This window comes from Paenibacillus sp. sgz302191 (genome assembly GCF_057749925.1).
Window position 1 is genome coordinate 157,539 of sequence record NZ_JBYLHY010000009.1, and the last position, 16,505, is coordinate 174,043.

Here is a 16,505-nt window from a genome sequence, read left to right on the forward strand (position 1 = left end):
TGCAAAAGCAGGCCGTTCAACTGCCCGGCGGGTTCTGCCGCCGGTATTCGCTCGGCGACAAGCCCGACCACCGCTTGAATTGGCGGCTGAAGTGGGCGATGTCCCGGTAGCCGAGCATGGACGCGATGTCCTGCACCGACAGCCGCGCATTGGACAGCAGCAGCTTGGCTTCGTGCAGCACCAGCTCGGACAGATGGGCGCGCGGCGAGACGCCGAACACGTGCCGGAAAATGCGGTTGCAATGGGAGGTGCTGATCCCCAGCCCTGCGGCAATGTCGTCGATGCCGTAATGCTGTTCCACGGCGATCCCTTGCTTGAAATGCTGGCTGACCAGCGCCTGCAGCCGGTTGCGGATTTGATGGGCAAGCTCGACCTTCTCGTAAGCGGTGGAAGACACGAGGACGGCTTCCTGGGAAATGGCTTCCCACAGCATGCCGAAAAGCTCAAAAATCGCGGAATGCAGCCGCATCCGCTGGGCCATCGTCGCCTCCCCGGACCGGCTCGTAATGTCGATCAGCCTGGATAGCACAGGCTGGATGTGCCCGGTCACGGAGCCGTCCCGCGGGAACAGCACCTGCTCCATGCGGCTGAGCAGGGACAGGAATATTTTATCGTCGATATCAAAATGAATGCAAAAATAAGTAAATGGCTCCCGATCCGCGCTGCGGCTGGAATGGACATCCCCCGGACGAAGCAGGATGAGATCGCCGGCCTCCTGAACGAGTTTACGCCCGCCGACGGTCATGAGCTGCCGACCCTCCAGCAAATAGTTGATCTCGTACTGCGGATGCTCATGCGCCGGATACTCCCATTCGCCGCTGACGCTGCGCAGATGGATGCCGAACAGGTTGACGGTCGTCCGGATATCCGGCAGCACGATGTCGTGAATAATTTGTCCCAATGTTGGAGGGGTGAATGTTGCGGCCATAGGCTGTTCTCCTTTGCCTGCTGATCGTTATGCAGTCAGTATAACCTAACTCGCCCGATTTGGGTAAATTTTTGATCGATTTGTCAATGGTCAGCCGGCCTGTTGCTGTGCTAGGATGGACGGGAATCTGCCGGTTCCGGGCGTTAATCCGGGCTGGCAGCTGATCAATATGCGCAAATTGGATTCGATCCCGCGCAGCCGGAATGTACAAAGCTTTGGAAGGCAACGGCAAAAGGCGAGAGCGGTTTGATGTTGGGGAATGGAAGAAAAGGGTAAGGGGAACTCAGGATAGGCTGCAAGCGGTAATAGCGAGGGAGGAACTAGGATGAGTGGAGTAACGAGGTTTGGCGCAGAGACGGGCTATAACGGCTGGCTTGGGTATAACCGATTGACGGAGAACGGGCCCGGCGGGGGATATGAAGCATGGTTCGGCAAAATTGTCGCGACCGAGACGGATGAAGTGATCCGGACGGCCGTATCGGAATGGATAAAAGGCATCGAGTCGATGCTCGGGCAGCGTCCCGTCGCGGCCGGGCATGCGGAAGGGGCTCCTTGCATCGCCGTCGGAACTTTTGGCGGCGGCAATGAAATTGTCGGCCGGACCTTCAGCGAAGCTGCGCGTTCGGCTGTGGGGGCGGAGGGCTTCGCGATCAAAGCGAATGCGGAGGAGAGCTGCATCGCGATTGGGGCGGCGACCGCAGCGGGCGTTCTGTACGGCGTGTTTCATTTGCTCAGATTGATCGGTACAGGCAGCGCGGTCGGCGGTCTCGATATCGCGGAAGCACCGGCCGGCATGCTGCGCATGATCAATCAATGGGACAATATCGACGGCAGCATCGAACGCGGTTATGCCGGCAATTCGATTTTTTACGCCGATAATGAAATTACATCCGATCTGGAACGCGTGCGCGATTATGCCGGATTGCTCGCTTCTACGGGAATCAATGCGATCGCGATCAACAATGTAAACGTACATAAGTATGAAACGATGTTTCTTACGGAGCGTTATCTTCCTGATGTGGCCAAGCTGGCCGGCGTTTTCCGGGCTTACGGCGTCAAGTTGTTTCTGAGCGTCAACTACGCCAGCCCGATCGAAATCGGCGGCTTGTCCACAGCCGATCCGCTGGATGCGGATGTGCGCCGGTGGTGGCGGGATACGGCCGCCGAGGTGTACGCGGCGATCCCGGATTTTGGCGGCTTTCTCGTCAAAGCCGACTCCGAGAACAGGCCCGGCCCGTTCACCTACGGACGGGATCATGCGGACGGCTCGAACATGCTGGCCGAAGCGCTTGAGCCGTACGGCGGCATTGTGATCTGGCGCTGCTTCGTTTACAACTGCAAGCAGGATTGGCGCGACCGCTCGACGGACCGGGCGAGGGCGGCCTATGATCATTTCAAGCCGCTGGACGGCCGGTTTAAGGATAACGTGATTTTGCAGGTGAAGAACGGTCCGATGGATTTCCAGGTGCGGGAAGGCGTCTCGCCGCTGTTCGGCGCGATGGAAGCGACAAATCAGGTGCTGGAATTTCAAATTACGCAGGAATACACGGGACAACAGCGGCATCTCTGTTACCTCGTTCCGCAGTGGAAAGAGGTGCTCGATTTTGAAACTTACGCCAAAGGCGAAGGCTCTACGGTGAAGCGGATCGCCGGCGGTGCGCTGTACGGCAACCGCTGCAACGGCTTCGCCGCGGTTTCGAACATCGGAGACGATGCCAATTGGACGGGGCATCTGCTGGCGCAGGCCAACCTGTACGGCTTCGGCCGTCTGGCCTGGAACCCGGATCTGACCTCCGAAGCGATTGCCGAGGAGTGGATTCGGCTGACATTCGGGGGCGATGAGCGGGTGGTACGGACGATTGCGGCCATGCTGCTGGATTCGTGGGGCATTTACGAATCCTATACGTCGCCGCTCGGCGTAGGCTGGATGGTCAACCCGAATCATCACTACGGGCCGAATGTCGACGGCTATGAATATTCGAAATGGGGCACGTACCATTTTGCCGACTGCCACGGCATCGGCGTCGACCGGACGGTGGCGACGGGAACGGGATATGCCGGACAATATCAAGGAGCGAACGCGGTAATGTACGAGTCCGCGGAGTCGTGCCCCGATGAGCTTCTGCTCTTTTTCCACCATGTTCCGTACACGCATGTGCTGCATTCCGGCAAAACGGTCATCCAGCACATTTACGATACTCATTTTGAAGGCGTGGAGCGGGCGGAACAGCTGGAGCAATCGTGGAGCGCATTGAAGGGAATCGTGGCCGACGGATTGCACGGGCAGGTGGAAGAGCGACTGGCCGAGCAGGCTGAGCATGCCAAGGAATGGCGCGATATGATCAACACGTATTTTTACCGGAAAAGCGGTATCGCTGACGTACACGGCCGCAAAATTTACTAGAAATTGCAACGCTCTCTTGCTGGGGCCTACAGGGCCAAGCCGGAGGGCGTTTTTTGTCGTTTGGGAAATTATGCTTGTTGGTACTCAGCATGCTTCATGGTGCTGTTGTTCAAGCGGCGTGCAAAAAAACATTCCGGCAATTTGCCTCTGAATGCGGTTGTACGTCTCGATAGACCTTGGTGAAGGCTTCCTGCTGAGGCATAAGGTAGGGGCGATGCAAATCGGTTTGGCTTTGTTCCGCTTGCAGGGATTTTTCGAAGTATATACACTGCGGCGCATAAATTGAAAAGCCCCCACGTTCGAGGAGATAACCATAATTTGCCCGCCTGCACGAAGAAAACCTGCAAAAATACATGAATTTGCGTCCTTGATCGCTGTCCACGGACAATTCCTGCAAAAGTGCAGGCTTTTCACCAAACATATAGACTTATACTCACTTTCAGCGAAAATTCCTGCACTTTCGCAGGCTTTTCGCCAAAACAAGCCACTTTCAGCGAAAATTCCTGCACTTTCGCAGGTTTTTTTCCCTAGCAAGCTGATTTCTGCCCAGTCGTGCAGTTACACGACCTGCCCCGGGAGAGGCACGCGGCCAGAAAATAAAGAGGCGGCTGCCTTTTTTCGCGCCGATAGCTTCTGTCCGGGAGTATTCTTGCCGAGGATGAGTCAGGATTTCACCCCAAAAATATTGCATTATGCATCAATATTATTCATTTTTCCTTTTATTAAATTTATATGTTGATAAATAAAACAATTATGATTATAATCCAATTATACAATCCTTGTTTCAATTTGATGTTTCAATATGGAACATGATGTGGAGGTGGAATATGAATACGCTGTATCAATTTCAAACTGCAGAGCGAATTGTGGCAGGGCGCAACTCATTTCAATCTTTAGGAGATTATATTCATACACTTGGAGCTGCGGTGAAATCGGTTTTGATCGTTACGCAGCCATCCATGAAAGCGTTTGGATTCGTTGACGATCTTGTAAGCAGACTAACCGCTCAAGGAATAAGCGCTGACATTAATACGGGAATTGCTCCCGAGCCGACGGCAGACAATATTGAAGAAGTGTTTAGGAGCATTTCCGGCGAGCGTTACGATGCGCTCATAGGTTTTGGCGGCGGAAGCGTGTTGGATGCCACGAAAATTTTATCCGTGCTGTCGACTAACGACAATTCGGTTCGCGAGCTGCTGGGGACGGATTTGGTGAAAAATCCGGGCATTCCGACGATTTTGATTCCGACGACTTCGGGAACCGGATCTGAAGTAACGCCGAATGCGATTGTGACTTTGCCCGACGAGGAGCTGAAGATAGGGATCGTAAGTAAGCGTTTGCTGCCCAAGCTGGTCATTCTCGATCCGGTGCTGACGTTAAGCTTGCCGAAGCCTATTACCGCTGCAACAGGAATGGATGCTTTCACTCACGCCCTGGAATCGTATATTTCGAACAAAGCCAACCCGTTCAGCGACATGTTCGCTTTGGAATCAATCCGGCTGATCTCGGCAAGCATCGTGGAGGCGTACCGGAACGGCTCGTCCGTCGATGCAAGGGAGAACATGCTCGTAGGCTCCATGTACGGAGGAATGGCCCTGACTGCCGCCGGAACGGCTGCGGTTCATGCGCTGGCTTACCCGCTTGGCGGCAAATTTAAAGTGGCCCACGGAGTCGCCAATTCAATGCTGCTCCCTCATGTGATGGAATTCAACATGGATGCGATTACGGACAGGCTTTCCCGGGTCGCTGAGCCGATGGGCATCGGCGTTCAAGGACTTTCCGCCGCGCAGGCCGCCGGGAAGGTAGTCGAGAAAATGGTGGAATGGACGAATGTTTTGGAAATTCCGCAAGATTTGAGGAGCTTTGGCGTAAAAGAAGACGACGTGCCGGCCCTGGCCGTATCCGCTTCCAAAGTAACGCGTCTGCTCAACAACAATCCGAAGTCGCTCACTTTAACCGATATGGAAACGATTTATCGCAGATTGCTTGTCTAGCTAAAAGGTGATGAAAACATGAGGATATTCGTTATTTCAGACGATTTGACGGGCGCAAGCGATTGCGGAGGGCAGCTCGTGCGGTACGGGATGGACGTTTCGGTCGTTATGGACCGCAAGGCCGAAGGCCTGGGCAAGAAGGAAGCCGTTATTTTGGACACCGACAGCCGTTCCGTATCCGGGGAAGAAGCTTACCGCAGGGTGCGGAATGTCAGCGAGTGGATCAAAAACGAGTCTTTCGATGTGGTGTACAAGAAGATCGACTCCACGATGAGAGGAAATATCGGGCAGGAAATCAACGCGGTATACGATGTTTTTCAACCGGATTTCGTCGTCATCGCCCCGGGGTATCCGGAAATCGGGCGCCAGGTGAAGGATGGGATTCATCTTCTGGGCGGAAAGAAGCTGCATGAAACCGAGGTGGCCAAAGACCCGAAAACGCCCGTTACCGAATCCAACATTATGCGGTTGATGCAAATTCAAACACATAGAGAAGTCGGTCATCTGACGCATGACGATCTGAAGCAAGATTATCCGCGGTTTATGGAGAAGCTGTCGGCTTTTAAAAAGCGGAACATCTCCTACGTGACGGCAGATTCCGTTACGGAGTCGGATCTGGAGACGCTTGTCGTATGGATGAAGCAGACTCCGTTCTCTGTCATATGGGCCGGTTCGGCCGGCTTGATGAATTATTTGCCGCTTGCTTACGGGATGCGGCGCGGACGTGCCGCGGCGAGTGTGCCCAAGCATGACAGCCCTGTTTTGCTCGTTGCCGGCAGCGTCAGCAAGGTCGGGCGGGAGCAGCTGCGGCAATTGCTGGCGAATGCCGATGTTGCCGGAATCGAGATGCGGTCGGATCAAGTGATTGCAGATGGGGCAGGCAAAGAGCGGGAGCGGAACCGGGTGATGGAGGAAGCCGGGAACGCTTTTCGCAATGGACTGCATGTTGCGCTGTTTTCTTCGAATGAGGTGGAACGGACGCAGCGATTGGGAGCCGAACAAGGCTGCAGCCCCGTTCAAATCAGCAATAGGGTATCGGAGGCGCTGGGGGAGATGGCGGTTTCGCTCGTGAAGCGGCATGCATTGCGCCATCTTTTTCTAACCGGCGGAGATACGGCCCATCAAGTGTTTCGCCAACTGCATGCGCAGGAGTTCCATTTGCTGGATGAGGTCGAACCGGGCATTCCGCTCGGGAAAATTGTTGCGGACGAAGAGGTATTTGTCGTGACGAAAGCCGGCAGCTTCGGTACGCAGCAGGCTATGGTCAAGGCAGTCCGCAAACTTCAAGGAGGATCAGAATGAAGCCCATTATCGGAATTACGATGGGAGACGCGGCGGGGATCGGCCCCGAGGTCATCGTGAAAGCGTTAGCCCATCGTTCTGTTTATGACATTTGCCGTCCGGTTGTAATCGGGGATGCCGGCATATTGAATCGCGCTATTCAGGTTACACAGGCGAAAGTCAATCTTCAAACCGTCCGCCGGGTCGAAGACGGCAAGTTCGTCCCGGGCACGGTGGATTGCCTGGATATGAATCTGCTGCCGGAAGATCTGCCGTTCGGGGAAATATCCCCCGCCGCCGGCGATGCCGCTTTTCAATATTTGAAGCAAGCGGTCGAGCTGGCCAAGGAGAAGCGCATCCATGCGATTTGCACGGCGCCCTTAAATAAAGAAGCGCTGCAAAAAGGCGGGCACCTGTATCCGGGGCACACGGAGATTTTGGCCGATCTTACGGATACGGCCGATTACTCCATGATGCTTTCCTCGCCTAAGCTGAAAGTGATTCATTTGACGACGCATGTAGGCTTGATCGATGCGATTAAGGCCATTACGCCGGAGCGGACTTACAAAGTGATCAAGCTCGCTTATGAAACGTTAAGCCGCGCGGGCTATTCGAATCCGAAAATCGCGGTTTGCGGCATCAACCCGCATGCCGGGGAGAACGGGCTTTTCGGCAACGGGGAAGAAGAGGAGAAGCTGATTCCCGCTATTGAACAAGCCGCCGCCGAAGGCATCCAAGCGAGCGGCCCGTATCCGGCCGACACTTTATTTTTCCGGGCTGTCCGCAAAGATTTCGATATCGTTGTCGCCTGCTATCACGATCAGGGGCATGTCCCGATCAAAGTGCTGGGGCTGGAAGAAGGCGTCAATATTACCGTGGGCCTAAAAGGCGGTGTGATCCGCACTTCCGTCGACCACGGCACCGCATTCGATATCGCCGGGAAAAATATCGCGGATGAGCGAAGCATGCTGGCCGCGATCGGGTCGGCTGCCGATTTGTCCCCGAAAAACTAGAGCGAAGGAGCATTCTGTTATGAAAGTCGTATCAACTTCACCGTCCTTTGCCAAGTATTCGCAGGAGCCGATTCATTATTTGGAAAAGCACGGCATCCAGGTCGTCCACGTACCGTCCGACATTCAAGAGGAGCAGTTTATTGAAGCAGTCCGGGATGCGGACGCGGCGATTGTCGCTTTTAACGAAATGACTCCTAACGTGTTTGCGCACGCTCCGCGCTTGAAGATCGTGTGCAAGCATGGAGTCGGTGTGGATAACATTCATCTGGAAGCGGGCGGCGTCTGGGTGACGAACGTTCCGAACGCCAACAAGCATGCGGTAGCCGATTTTACTTTTGCGCTCATGCTGTCGTTAGCCAGACAGATTCCGCTTGCCAATGACCTGACGAAAAAAGGCGAGTGGCCGCGCATTTTCGGCTCCGACGTGTATCAGGCGACGGTCGGCATTATCGGTCTCGGCAGCATCGGCAAAGAAGTTGCCCGCAGAGCGTTCGGCTTCGATATGGAGATTTTGGCTTACGATCCTTATCCCGATCATGCTTTTGCCCAAGCGCATGGGGTTAAGTTCGTAACGATGGAGGAAATTTTGGCCGGCAGCGATTTTGTCACGCTTCACATTGCTCTGACCGACCAAACGAAACATTTAATCGGCGCAGCCCAGCTTGGCATGATGAAAAAGAGCGCTTACCTCATCAACGCGTCCAGAGGCGGCATCGTCGTTGAAGATGCGCTGTACGAAGCGTTGACGACAGGGGCGATTGCCGGCGCCGCATTGGATGTGTTCGAGCAAGAGCCGCTGAAGGAGCACCGACTGTTCGCTTTGCCCAATTTTATCGCGCTGCCTCATATCGCCGGGTATACGAGCGGAGCCATTAACGCATTAAGCCTGACCTGCGCCAAAAATATCGTTGAAGTGCTCGTAAACAACAAAAGGCCCGACCATGTGATGAACGGGCTATAACACAATCGGATACGGAGAGGTTGAGTTGCAAACATGAATAAAAGATCAAACGTACGCTGGGTAGTCGCGTTTCTGATGTGGGCGGCCATCGCCATCAATTATATCGACCGCACTGTTCTCTCGGCAGCGGCTCCGTATATCACCAAGGAGTTCGGTTTGAATGCCGCACAGATGGGCCTTATTTTATCGGGATTTTTCTGGTCTTATGCCTTATTGCAGATTCCTTCCGGATGGGTCGCGGACAAAATCGGGCAAAAGAAAACGCTCGGCTTCGCCGTTATCTGGTGGTCGCTCGCAACGGCGGTCACCGGTCTGGCGACCGGCTTTAAGTCGATTTTCGGCTTTCGGGTAGCGCTGGGGATCGGCGAAGCGGCGGCTTATCCCAGCAACGCGGGGATCGCGTCCAAATGGTTTCCGGATAAGGAGCGGGCGACGGTAGCCGGTATTTTTGACAGCGGTTCCAAGTTCGGCGGTGCTGTCGCCATCCCTTTGATCGTCTGGCTCATTTCGATGTTTCAATGGAAAATGACGTTTGCCATAATCGGTTTGCTCGGGATCGTATGGGCGGCTGTCTGGTTGTGGTATTTTAAAGAGAGGCCGGAAGATCATAAAGGCGTAAACGAGGCGGAACTGAAACATATCCGCGGCGGCCAGGCGACAAAAGAAAGCGACGGCGCCGAGCGTCCGATGAAATGGTACCATCTGCTCAAATACCGGAATATTTGGGCGATGTGCATCGGATTTTTCATGATCAACTACAATTCGTATTTCTTCATTACGTGGCTGCCGACTTACCTGGTCAAAGAAAGAGGCATGGGCCTGATTGAAATGGGTTTTATGGCATCGCTTCCATTGTTGTGCGCCATGGTCATGGAAGTGGTGGCGGGTTGGCTGTCCGACCGTATTTATGCCAAAGGGCTGCTCTCGTTAACGGCGACAAGAAAGCTGTTCCTGATCGTCGGCCTGCTGATGGCTTGCTGCATCGGGTTTGCCGCGTTCGCCCATTCGGCCGTGCTGGCCGTAGTGCTCTTGTGCATCGCCAAGTCCGGCACGACCGTAGCCGCTTCCCAGGTTTGGGCGCTTCCGGGAGATGTTGCACCGAAGAACATGACCTCTATCGTTGCCGGCATGCAGAACACGGTTTCCAATATGGGAGGCGTAGTGGGGCCGATTATAACGGGATTTTTCGTTGCGGCTTACGGTTCGTTCGTGCCCGCTCTGCTGTTCTCGGCCGCGCTCATCGTCATCGGAATTCTCAATTACTTGTTCTTGCTCGGAAAAGTAAAACCGATTCAATAGCAATGACGAACAACTGCAAATCATAATAACGGTTACTGCATGTGATGCAATGAAAAAGGAGATGCTGAAATGTTCATTCCAAAAGGTATAATTCCCGCCATGGTCACTCCGTTTACGGCGGATTATAAGTTGAACGAAACGGCTTTGCGCCAGATGACCCGCCGTTTTATCGATTCGGGCGTTCACGGTTTGTTCGCTCTGGGGACGAACGGCGAGTTTTTCTCGCTCACTTCCGAAGAAAAAATCAGAATTGCGGAGATTGTCGTTGAAGAAGCAAAAGGCCGGGTTCCCGTCTATATGGGTGCAGGCGGGATCAGCACGGAGGAAACGATTGTTTTGACCCGCAAATTTGAAGCAATCGGTGTCGATGCCGTGTCCGTGATCACCCCTTACTTTTTGGCGTTTACTCAAAAGGAGCTGTCGGATCACTACATCAGTCTGGCCGGCTCGACTTCGCTGCCGATCGTGCTGTACAACATTCCGGCACGGACCGGGAACAGCTTGCAGCCTGCGACCGTAGCCCAACTATCCCGCATCCCGAATATCGTCGGCATCAAAGACAGCAGCGGCAGCTACGATAACATTCTGGCTTATCTCGAAGCTACCGATCCTGCCGATTTTTCCGTTTTGGCCGGGACGGACTCTTTAATTCTCTCCACGCTGCTGGCCGGAGGACATGGCGCCATTGCCTCGACGGCGAACGTATTCCCGCAGCAGGTCGTGTCGATTTATGAATACTGGAAACAAGGCGAAGTCGCAAAAGCCGAGGAGGCGCAAAGAGTGCTGAGAAAACTTCGCGGCGCCTTCAGTCTCGGAACGCTTCCCTCTGTTTTGAAAGAAGTGCTGAACATGATCGGCGTTCCGGCCGGACCGTCGCGTAAGCCGGTCGGTCTTGTTACGGAGCAGGCTAAGGAAAAGCTGGAGCAGATGGTGAAGGAGTACCGCGAACAAGGATTCGTCGAGTAAAGCCTATGCTGAAAAAAATCGAACAATTGCTGAGGGATATCCCGATTCCGAGAATGGCAAAAGTTCAGCAAAACTTTGTTGCCCCCGAGCTTGACGATACGGCAAAGGCTGTTCATCAAGCCATTGAAGCGGCAGGCGTTATGTCACGCATTCTTCCGGGGGACCAGGTAGCGATCGCAGTCGGCAGCCGAGGGGTAGCCGATATCCCGATTCTGGTCAGGGAAGTCGTCCGTGCCGTTAAATCGGCCGGGGCGTTTCCTTTCATCGTGCCCGCTATGGGCAGCCATGGCGGGGCGACGGCGGAGGGCCAAGCCGAAGTGTTGGAGCAATTGGGGGTCACGGAGACTTCAGTGGGAGCGCCGATTCGGTCAAGCATGGAAGTCGTGGAGGTCGGGAGGCTGCCCAAAGGCTTGCCCGTGTACACCGACAAACTAGCTTATGAAGCCGTAAAATTATCGTCATCAACCGGATCAAGCCGCACACCGCGTTCAGCGGTTCCATTGAAAGCGGCTTGATGAAGATGGTGACCATCGGCCTTGGCAAGCATAAAGGCGCAGATGCCGCTCACGCCTACGGGTTCGGCAGCATGGCGGAGCATGTTCCCGCGATGGCCCGCATCGCGCTTGCCAAGCTACCGGTCGCGTTCGGCCTGGCCTCCGTTGAAAATGCGTATGACCGCCCGGCCAAAATCGTAGCCGTACCCGCCGAGCGGATCGAACATGCAGAGCCGGAGCTGCTGTTGGAAGCGAAGTCGTTCATGCCGCGGCTGCTGTTCGACCCGATCGACGTTCTGATCGTCGATGAGATCGGCAAAGACATATCCGGCAGCGGCATGGACCCGAATATAACCGGGCGCTTCAATACGCCTTACGTGAAAAACACGGCTCCCGCCATCAGCCGTATCGTGATCCTCGGCCTGACGGACAAAACGCAAGGCAACGCGCTCGGCATCGGCCCGGCGGATGTCATTACGCAGCGCCTGTTCGACCAAATCGATTGGGAGAAAGGCTATATGAACGCTTTTACAAGCACGGTATTGACGCCGGTCAAAGTCCCGATGTTCCTCCCGACGGAGCAAATGGCGGTGCAAGCGGCGATCAAGACATGCAACGTCCCGGACCTGCATCAGGTGAGGATGGTGCGCATCAAAAACACGCTGGAACTGAAGCATATCTGGATTTCCGAGAGCATGCTGCCCGACGCGCGGAACATCAGTGAAGTCGACGTATTGACGGAGCCGTCCGTCATGCATTTTTCATAAATGAAAGGCGCTGCACGCGAGCAGCGCTTTTTTTCAATACGTGGGGGGCGGGGTCTGGCTGCGCAAAGAAAACCTGCGAAAGTACATCTTTTTGCTCGATGGATACGCTGGCCAGACAAATTCCTGCAAATGTGCAGGCTTTTTGCTGCGAATATGGGCTCAGGTTCATTTTCATCGAAAAATTCCTGCACAATCGCAGGCTTTTTGCCAAAACGAACCGGTTTCCCGGAAAAAGCCTGCACTTTCGCAGGCATTTCCTGCCGATCGCAGACCCTGCCTGGCTGCGCGAAGATAATCTGCAAAAGTGCCGTTTGGTTTGAATAGCATGAATATGGGCAATCGATTATAATAGCGAATGATCATGTTCATTGCAAAGAGGGTTTGTACCATGTTGACCAGGGAACATTTTTTTGACCGCAAAAAGCGGGAAACGGGCGTGGCCCTGAACGACGCCCAGAAAAGGGCGGTTCTTCATACCGACGGAGCGCTGTTGCTCCTGGCGTCGCCCGGTTCCGGGAAGACGACGACACTCATGATGAGAATCGGCTACCTCATTGAGGAAAAAGGGGTGAAGCCGGAGAGAATCAAGGCTGTGACCTTCAGCCGAGCCGCGGCCGCCGACATGCAGGAGCGGTTCAAGCGCTTTTTCCCCGGGGTGCCGCCCGTTCATTTTTCGACGATACATAGTTTGGCGTTTGAAGTGATGCGGGAGCATTTGCGCAGGTCGGGAACCGCGTATCAGCTGATCGAGGGGGAAGTGAACCTGGAGGAGCAGGGGGTATTCGACCCGGAACGTCCGCCGCTGCACAAAAAGTTTATTTTGCGCCGGCTGTTTCAGGAGATCGCAGGCGAGAATATCACCGACGACCAGATGGAAGAGCTGACTACATACATCAGCTTCGTCAAGAACAAAATGCTTCCGCAGCACGAATGGGCCGGGGTTCCGTGCGACGTTCCGTTGGCGGAGGCGGTTATGCGGCAGTACGAGACTTTCAAGCAGTCCGGAGCGGACAAGCTTTTGATCGATTATGACGACATGCTGACGCTTGGCAATCAGGCGCTTGAGGAAAACAGCTGGCTTTTGCGGAAATACCAGCAAAGGTATGATTACGTGCTGACGGACGAAAGTCAGGACACCTCGCTCGTGCAGCATGCGATCATCGAAAAGCTGGTGCGCAAGCACGGCAATTTGTGCGTCGTGGCCGACGACGATCAGAGCATCTATACGTGGCGGGCGGCGGAGCCGGAGTACCTGCTCCATTTTCGCAGCGTGTATCCGAATGCGGCGACGCTGATGATGGAGCAAAATTACCGCTCCTCGAAGGATATCGTCGATGTGGCGAACCGTTTTATCAAGCGCAACAAGAACCGTTACGACAAAAACATGTTTACGCACAATCCCCGGCAAAAGCCGATCGTCCTGAGAAGCTTCGCCGATTATAAATATCAGTCCAAATACGTGGCGGAAAAAGTGGCGGAGCTTGCCGATCTGCGCGAGGCGGCCGTACTTTACCGGAACAACGCGTCCTCGATCATGCTGATGAACGAATTCGACCGGGCCGGAATCCCTTTTTACATGAAGGACACCGATAACCGCTTTTTTTCCCATTGGGTCGTTGAAGACGTATTGAACTTTATGCGCATGAGCTTTAGCGACCGCCGTCCGGACCTGCTGGAGAAAATTCATACCAAATGCATCGGCTATATTACGAAAAAGCAGATGGCGGCGCTTATGGGCATTGCAGACGGCCAAGTCTCGGTATTCGATACATTGCTGGACCGCGTCCCGCTGCAGGATTACCAGGTAAAGCAGCTGAAGGAAGCCAAAGAAACTTTTCAGCAAATGAGAGGCGTCGCTCCGCTCCACGCTATCCGCATGATCCGGGGGCTGCTCGGATACGAGAAGGCGATTGATAAAATGTGCGAGCGGCTCGGTTTTCGCAGGGAGGCATTGATCGGCATTTTGAACACGCTGGAAGCGATCGCCGATACGCTGGAGACGATGGAGGAGTTTGCGGCCCGGCTCAAGCATCTGGAATCGGCGCTGAAAACGTCGAAATTCAACAAGCATGAAAATGCGGTCACATTGTCCACCCTGCACAGCGCCAAAGGTCTGGAGTTCGACCAGGTGTTCATGGTCGATTTAGTCGACGGCATCCTGCCCGCTGCGGACGATATTCAAAAATTCGCCAAAGGCAGCAAAGCGCAGATGGAGGAATCCGCGCGGTTGTTCTACGTCGGCATGACGCGTGCCCGTACGCACCTGGAGCTGCTGACTTACAGAGCGAGGGACGGGGAAAAGGCTGCGGAATCCCAATTTGTTGCGGATGTCCGGCTTTTGCTGCAGCCTGGCAAGCCTGCGCCGGTTAAAAAGGAGCTGCCGCGGGCGCTTACGGTTACGGTGAAAATGGCCGCGCCGGCCCCCGTCAACCCGCGCGCGATCCGCGGGAGGGACCGGCTGCAGGCAGGCGGCGCCGTCAAGCACGGCGTATTCGGAAACGGGGAAATCGTGTCGCTCGGGAGCGAAACGATTTTGATCCGTTTCCAGGCCGGGGAGAAGCGGCTGTCCGTCGCGGCCTGCCTGGAAAGGGGCCTGCTCGAGCCGGGGTGACCCGGCGGTTCGCGGCAGCGCTGGCGGCCGGGGCCGCCGGACCGCACGCGGTTGCAGGCGCGGGAGGGTCGCCCCGCGGTGCGGCGCCGCCAAAGCGGCAGGGCCGCCGCTGGGGGTTGACCGCCGCCAGGCGCCGGCGCCGACTCGCGTGCGGGAATCGCGGGGGCCGGGCGCCGGGCCTACCCCGGCCCGTGCGTTCGGGATTCGCGCGGGGCGCCGGGCCTACCCCGGCCCGTGCGTTCGGGATTCGCGCGGGGCGCCGGACCTACCCCGGCCCGTGCGTCCGGGATTCGCGCGGGGCGCCGGCCCACCCCGGCCCGTGCGTCCGGGATTCGCGCGGGGCGCCGGCCCTACCCCGGCCCGTACGTCCGGGATTCGTGCGGGGCGGGGTGGGGGCCTTTGGGCGGAAGCGCTCCGCGGCAGGCGCATAAAGCGGCAAAAGATGTACTTTCGCTGGTTGTTGCGAAAGGTTTGGTTGATTGCCGCCCACAGGTTCAGCCCAGCCATTTGTGAAGCTGTGGGGGAGGAGCCCTGAAAGCTGCGAAAGTGCGGGCAGCCCAGAAACCCATACGCCGAAGCGGGTCGCATTCTAGTTGCGCGAAGAAAACCTGCAAAAGTACAGTTTTTTGCTCGTTGATGTGCTGGCAGCGAAAAATTCCTGCAATTGTGCAGGCTTTTCGCCGCGAACAGGGGCTATAGTTCATTTTTATCGAAAATTCCTGCACAATTGCAGGCATTTCGCCAAAATGAACCATATCTACGGGGAAAACCTGCACTTTTGCAGGTTTTCTCCCTGCCGAGCCGTCTTGTCCCCACCACTTCAGCATCGCAACCCGTGCAAGTGAGGCGTGGGTCGGGGAAGAGCGGCTGTACCTACTCTGGTTCCTCTAACTCGTCACTTTATCAACAATCTGACTTCGCAGACTTTTTTGCGATGGGTGGTGATTTTGGCGAGCGGCTCTTCAGATCATCGCCGGAGCCGGGGGCCGGGAGGGGGACTCGCCCAGCCGATGCCAACCACCACCGCGCCGAGGCTAGGCGCTGAGCCGAACGCTTCGCTCCCTGCCGGAGCACCGCCAAGCACCACCGCGCCGAGGCTAGGCGCTCAGCCGTGCGCCCGCTCCCTGCCGGAGCGCCGCCAACCACCGCCGCGCCGGGCCTAGCCGCCCCATCCGGCGCCCCGAGCCCCCCCATACACGAACGATGCCAAGAATCGTTCGTGTATTTTATTATTGACACAATCACTGTATTAAGGGTATAGTACACCCATAGTGTATGAACTACTTAGTACACACACTTCGTTTTTTCGGAATGCTGGTTTCGAGGACTGTTTGGTCAGGCTTCACGAGAAAGGAACTTAGGGAGATGGGCCGATGAACGTTACGTTTAATAATCGCGATCCGGTGTATTTGCAGGTGGTGCGGTACTTTAAAGAGGAGATTGCGACCGGCAGATTGGCGGCAGGCCAGGAGATACCGTCCCGCAGGGAGCTGGCAGGATTGCTCCAGATTAATCCCAATACGGTGCAGCGGGCTTATAAGGAAATGGAGGAGCAGAAATTGATTACGACGGAAGGCAATTCCCCGAGCCGTATTACGACGGATGAGCGGGTGCTGAGCTTGATTCGGGAGGAGCTCATTCGGGAAGCGGTCGAAGTGTTCGTGAATTCGGTCAAGAAAATCGCGGTGCCCGTCGACGAGCTGATGCAAATTGTCAAGGACAAATACGAATCGGAGCGGGCTAAGGAATAGGAGACGGGCTAAGGAGCAGCTGACGTTGTCTGAAGC

12 protein-coding genes and 1 pseudogene are annotated in these 16,505 nt (G+C 55.5%); 10 read left to right on the forward strand and 3 right to left on the reverse strand.

Translation table 11 applies throughout. The annotated features are described in order from the left end of the window. Nucleotides 1–16: 16 nt before the first annotated feature. Nucleotides 17–928, reverse strand: a complete 912-nt coding sequence (locus AC3G2T_RS15435; protein WP_488436050.1) for a helix-turn-helix domain-containing protein — start codon at nt 926–928, stop codon at nt 17–19. A gap of 325 nt (nt 929–1,253) precedes the next feature. Between AC3G2T_RS15435 and AC3G2T_RS15440 the strand changes: the two genes are divergently transcribed. The 8 genes and pseudogenes from AC3G2T_RS15440 (at nt 1,254) to AC3G2T_RS15475 (ending at nt 12,107) form a co-directional block, all read left to right on the forward strand. Beyond that, nucleotides 1,254–3,332 (forward strand): alpha-glucuronidase family glycosyl hydrolase, encoded by a 2,079-nt coding sequence (locus tag AC3G2T_RS15440; protein WP_488436051.1) that lies wholly within the window; start codon nt 1,254–1,256, stop codon nt 3,330–3,332. A gap of 827 nt (nt 3,333–4,159) precedes the next feature. Next, on the forward strand, nt 4,160–5,326 hold the full coding sequence (locus tag AC3G2T_RS15445) for an iron-containing alcohol dehydrogenase (protein ID WP_488436052.1): 1,167 nt from the start codon (nt 4,160–4,162) through the stop codon (nt 5,324–5,326). Between the two features lie 18 nt (nt 5,327–5,344). Beyond that, nucleotides 5,345–6,628: a four-carbon acid sugar kinase family protein gene (locus AC3G2T_RS15450; protein WP_488436053.1), complete on the forward strand. Its 1,284-nt coding sequence runs from the start codon at nt 5,345–5,347 to the stop codon at nt 6,626–6,628. Continuing rightward, the gene (gene pdxA / locus AC3G2T_RS15455) at nt 6,625–7,620 is read left to right on the forward strand and encodes a 4-hydroxythreonine-4-phosphate dehydrogenase PdxA (RefSeq protein WP_488436054.1); all 996 of its coding nucleotides are present in this window, start codon (nt 6,625–6,627) and stop codon (nt 7,618–7,620) included. Before AC3G2T_RS15450 ends, pdxA begins: the two co-directional genes overlap by 4 nt. A 19-nt stretch (nt 7,621–7,639) precedes the next feature. Further along, complete coding sequence (locus AC3G2T_RS15460; protein WP_488436055.1) at nt 7,640–8,581, forward strand: phosphoglycerate dehydrogenase; 942 nt, start codon at nt 7,640–7,642, stop codon at nt 8,579–8,581. Between the two features lie 33 nt (nt 8,582–8,614). Next, nucleotides 8,615–9,880, forward strand: a complete 1,266-nt coding sequence (locus tag AC3G2T_RS15465) for an MFS transporter (RefSeq protein ID WP_488436056.1) — start codon at nt 8,615–8,617, stop codon at nt 9,878–9,880. Between the two features lie 69 nt (nt 9,881–9,949). Beyond that, entirely contained in the window at nt 9,950–10,846 is an 897-nt protein-coding gene (gene dapA / locus AC3G2T_RS15470) for a 4-hydroxy-tetrahydrodipicolinate synthase (RefSeq protein WP_488436057.1), read from the forward strand. A gap of 8 nt (nt 10,847–10,854) precedes the next feature. Continuing rightward, nucleotides 10,855–12,107, forward strand: a pseudogene (locus tag AC3G2T_RS15475) (nickel pincer cofactor-dependent isomerase, group 22). On the opposite strand, the gene AC3G2T_RS15480 reads toward AC3G2T_RS15475, so the two are convergent. Further along, the gene (locus tag AC3G2T_RS15480) at nt 12,091–12,282 is read right to left on the reverse strand and encodes a hypothetical protein (protein WP_488436058.1); all 192 of its coding nucleotides are present in this window, start codon (nt 12,280–12,282) and stop codon (nt 12,091–12,093) included. The pseudogene AC3G2T_RS15475 and the gene AC3G2T_RS15480 sit on opposite strands and share 17 nt — an antisense overlap. Nucleotides 12,283–12,495: 213 nt before the next feature. Between AC3G2T_RS15480 and AC3G2T_RS15485 the strand changes: the two genes are divergently transcribed. Continuing rightward, entirely contained in the window at nt 12,496–14,718 is a 2,223-nt protein-coding gene (locus AC3G2T_RS15485; protein ID WP_488436059.1) for an ATP-dependent helicase, read from the forward strand. 494 nt (nt 14,719–15,212) lie between these two features. Here AC3G2T_RS15485 and AC3G2T_RS15490 read toward each other — a convergent pair whose 3' ends face one another. After that, nucleotides 15,213–15,545 (reverse strand): hypothetical protein, encoded by a 333-nt coding sequence (locus AC3G2T_RS15490; protein WP_488436060.1) that lies wholly within the window; start codon nt 15,543–15,545, stop codon nt 15,213–15,215. Between the two features lie 546 nt (nt 15,546–16,091). Here AC3G2T_RS15490 and AC3G2T_RS15495 point away from each other — a divergent pair. Next, entirely contained in the window at nt 16,092–16,469 is a 378-nt protein-coding gene (locus AC3G2T_RS15495) for a GntR family transcriptional regulator (RefSeq protein ID WP_474684145.1), read from the forward strand. The last annotated feature ends 36 nt before the right edge of the window (nt 16,470–16,505 follow it).